This window comes from Acidiphilium rubrum (assembly GCF_900156265.1).
Classification (GTDB): domain Bacteria; phylum Pseudomonadota; class Alphaproteobacteria; order Acetobacterales; family Acetobacteraceae; genus Acidiphilium; species Acidiphilium rubrum.
In genome coordinates this window covers 1-3,151 of record NZ_FTNE01000065.1, presented here as the reverse complement: position 1 = coordinate 3,151, position 3,151 = coordinate 1, and the positions used below count along the sequence as shown (strand labels likewise).

The 3,151-nt window shown below is 60.7% G+C and carries 6 protein-coding genes; 3 read left to right on the top strand and 3 right to left on the bottom strand.

The features are described 5' to 3' along the window. Positions 1-114 precede the first annotated feature (114 nt). On the top strand, positions 115-276 hold the full coding sequence (locus BW994_RS19820) for a hypothetical protein (protein WP_156038203.1): 162 nt from the start codon (positions 115-117) through the stop codon (positions 274-276). A gap of 176 nt (positions 277-452) precedes the next feature. Here BW994_RS19820 and BW994_RS18650 read toward each other — a convergent pair whose 3' ends face one another. The 3 genes from BW994_RS18650 to BW994_RS18640 form a co-directional block, all read right to left on the bottom strand. After that, a complete protein-coding gene (locus BW994_RS18650) occupies positions 453-872 on the bottom strand; it encodes a secondary thiamine-phosphate synthase enzyme YjbQ (RefSeq protein WP_029314347.1) in 420 nt (139 codons plus the stop codon). Continuing rightward, positions 869-1,447 (bottom strand): tyrosine-type recombinase/integrase, encoded by a 579-nt coding sequence (locus BW994_RS18645; RefSeq protein WP_029314346.1) that lies wholly within the window; start codon positions 1,445-1,447, stop codon positions 869-871. The genes BW994_RS18650 and BW994_RS18645 overlap by 4 nt, the downstream gene beginning before the upstream one ends. Before the next feature lie 178 nt (positions 1,448-1,625). Further along, positions 1,626-1,922 carry a WGR domain-containing protein gene (locus BW994_RS18640; RefSeq protein ID WP_076454857.1) on the bottom strand — a complete coding sequence of 99 codons (297 nt, stop codon included), beginning with the start codon at positions 1,920-1,922 and terminating at the stop codon, positions 1,626-1,628. A 424-nt stretch (positions 1,923-2,346) separates the two neighbouring features. Between BW994_RS18640 and BW994_RS18635 the strand changes: the two genes are divergently transcribed. Continuing rightward, the gene (locus BW994_RS18635) at positions 2,347-2,610 is read left to right on the top strand and encodes a ribbon-helix-helix domain-containing protein (RefSeq protein WP_029314344.1); all 264 of its coding nucleotides are present in this window, start codon (positions 2,347-2,349) and stop codon (positions 2,608-2,610) included. Between the two features lie 3 nt (positions 2,611-2,613). Continuing rightward, positions 2,614-3,033, top strand: coding sequence for a putative toxin-antitoxin system toxin component, PIN family (locus BW994_RS18630; RefSeq protein ID WP_029314343.1), 420 nt, complete (start codon positions 2,614-2,616; stop codon positions 3,031-3,033). Positions 3,034-3,151 lie beyond the last annotated feature (118 nt).

The window sequence follows — 3,151 nt, the reverse complement described above, 5'->3', positions numbered from 1 at the left end:
GGGCGAATTAACGTCGGAATGGGTGGGCGAATAGATCCCGGAATGCCGGGCGAGTTACTCCCGGAATGGTGGGCGAATTGACCCCGGAATCAGCAGACAAAGGCTCTCGCACCGATGCTGGGGTTCGGTGCCATGCTTCTCGTGTTGCATCTCACCATTCAGCTGGTCGGCGTGGTTGCTGCCATGAGTCTTGCGCTGGTGATCTGCGTCCTGTGGTCGCTCATCCTGCTTCTGGTGCAAGGAGTGCGCCCATTGAGGGTCCGGACACGAAAGTGAGTTTTACGTACGCTAGACGTGAACGAGGCGGGAACATTTGTCCGCCTTCTTGTCCGGAAACTGATTTGTCCACGATCTCGTCGGCACGTCAGGTTGTCGGAAACTCCTGGGTTTGTCCGAAAAATCCTCGTTTTTCGGACAAGCGTACGTAAAAGCTACTTTCGTGTCCGCTCCCCTCACTCTCCCAGCAAATGCAGCACGATTTCGCGCGGGTGGGGTCGGCGCCGATGCTCGAACAGATAGAGCGCCTGCCAAGTCCCGAATACCGGTCGTCCGGCTGCGACCGGAATGCTGAGCTGGGTCTCGGTCAGCATTGTGCGCAGATGCGCCGGCATATCGTCCGGTCCTTCGTCCTCATGCGCGTAACGGCCGGCCGCCTCGGGAACCAGCGTTTCGAAAAACCGGAGGATATCCGCCCGCACGGTGGGGTCGGCGTTCTCCTGAACCGTGAGGGAGGCGGATGTGTGACGGCACCATACCGTCAGCAACCCGGTCTCGATCCCCTGGCTCGCGGTCCAGTCGATGATCGGCCGGCTGATATCGGTCAGCCCCTTGCCCCTGGTCTCGATGGTCAGACGGTGCAGCGCCTGCCTCATCCCCACATCCGCCGTGCGATATCCTGCTCTTCGGCGCCGATCGCATTGGCGTAGATCGCGGTGGTGGAGAGCTGGGCGTGGCCGAGCCATTTCTGGACCAGGTTGAGCGGGATGCCGGCGGAGACCGCAGCCACCCCGAACCCGTGGCGCAACCCTTTGGGTGAGGCGTGCGGACCGGTGAGATCGGCCGCCACCATCACGGCGTGGACCGCTCGCCAGCCGGTCATGCGCGACCAGGGCCAGAGCCGGATATCCCGCCCCTTGTCGCGGCGCGACTGGCATTCCCGGATGCCGTGGACCAGATCGAGGGCTTCGAGCAGGGCAGGGGGAACCGGTACCGGCCGGTAGATCCCGCTGCGACGCTTCTTGAGGGTCTCGAACACCAGCACGCCGGAGGACAGATCGACCCGATCGGCGGTGAGAGCTAGGGCCTCGGACAACCGGCAGCCGGCATAGGCGAGGGTCATGCACAGGGTGCGGACCTGGCGATCTTCCCGTTCCGCGACCCGGAGAAAGATCGACCGCTCCGCCGCGGTGAGATACTTCCGGGCGCCGGTGGCATCGAACAAGCTCATACCTTGCGATACGTGGACCGGCCGGTCCTCCGGACGATCGATCGTGGTTATAGCGGGCCGTGATTTGGCAACCCGCTTCTTTGACAGTGGCAGTTTGGCATCGGCCAAGCCCTTGTCCCCAGGCTTATCCCGTTTTCTGTGGATAAGTGCTGGGCCTCGCTTCGAGGGCGGTGCTGGATCAGGCGGCATGCTGATCCTGATAGCCGCGCTGGCGTTTACGCCGGGCGAGGGTAGCGAGCGCATCGAGCGCGCTGCCAAAATCCGCACAAGGGTCGTGCCGCATCCGGCAGCTGCGACCGATCCGGCCCCAGCGTCGTGCCAGGACGACGGCGCCGAACAGATCCGCCACGATCTCGATCTGGTAGTACCGCCGCTCGTTCAGCTCGGGTCGGATCCGTGTGAGGGTGATCAACTCGGGAAACAGCGGCAGTTGCACCGCGGCGGGGCGGGGTGTCCGGACCGAGCGCCGGCGCAACGCGCGTCGGGCGCTTCCGCCAGCGGGCTCGATCGGGGTCGAATCTGGTGAAACGGGCGACATTGTCCGACAACTGTATCACCGACGCCGCACGGATGGAACGGCCAAAATCATCGTGACCGGCAAAATTTCAGCTTCGGACGGTAGGAAGGAGAGGGCAGGGAGCGTCGTACTTCAAGGCGATATCGGCAAGTTTACGAATGGCTGACCGCGTCAGCCTCCCGGTCGGGTCGCCGCTTCACGGGCAGGCGCTGACGGGGGCTTGGGGGTCGCCGACGCGATCAGCGGTGCCAGGCTGATACACTATTAATCATAGCGTATCGCAATCCGCTATGTGGTACGTCACCAAGATACAGATAACGGTTGCCTGAAAACCAATAGGTTGTTATGATGGTAAACACCTAAGCGCCTACAGGATGGTGCCATGCCGAATGATATGACGACCAGATGGACCGTATCAGTTTCCAAAGAAACCGATATTACCGTGCGGAGCTTTCTGGCTCAGCGCGGCATGAAAAAAGGTGACCTGTCGAAATTCATCGAGGAAGCCGTCAAATGGCGTGTGCTCGATCAAACAATGGCCGATGTCCGCGGTCGATTTGCCGATATGCCGGCCGACGAGCTTGAAGCCATGATCGACGAAGCCGTCTCGGCTACGCGCCAGGCACACGTCCTGAAATCAGCCTAAAGCGTGCGTCTGATCCTCGATACCAATGTCCTCATCAGCGCATTGCTCTCAAGCGTTTCACTGCCGGCTTACCTTGTCGTTCTATGGCGCGAGGGCAAATTCGACCTCCTCACCTCGACCGAGCAGCTCGACGAACTCATACGGGTGACGCGATATCCAAAGATCCGGGAACGGCTGCATCCGTCCCTGGCTGGCCGTCTCATCAACGAGATCCGCGATCTCGCCATTCCCCTTTCCGATCTCCCCGTCGTTACCGTGTCGCGGGATCCCCATGACAACTATTTATTGGCGATGGCGGCGGTTGGTGCGGCCGACTTTCTGGTGACAGGCGATAAGGGTGACCTTCTTCCGCTCAAAACGTACGACGGGGCCAAAATCCTTACAACGCGCGAATTTCTTGTGCTGCACAAAAGACTACCATGATGCGAACCTTCGCTTGAGTGACAACTAGCCGCATTTATTCATGAGGGCGTTTCATTCAATTCTTCTACAATTAGCTATGCAACCTGACGTCGTGGGCGCGTGACGACTCACCGGCCGC

Coding starts and splice junctions, on each gene's coding strand:
- BW994_RS19820 (WP_156038203.1), top strand. CDS start 115: ATGCTGGGGTTCGGTGCCATGCTTCTCGTGTTGCATCTCACCATTCAG.
- BW994_RS18650 (WP_029314347.1), bottom strand. CDS start 872: ATGAGGCAGGCGCTGCACCGTCTGACCATCGAGACCAGGGGCAAGGGG.
- BW994_RS18645 (WP_029314346.1), bottom strand. CDS start 1,447: ATGAGCTTGTTCGATGCCACCGGCGCCCGGAAGTATCTCACCGCGGCG.
- BW994_RS18635 (WP_029314344.1), top strand. CDS start 2,347: ATGCCGAATGATATGACGACCAGATGGACCGTATCAGTTTCCAAAGAA.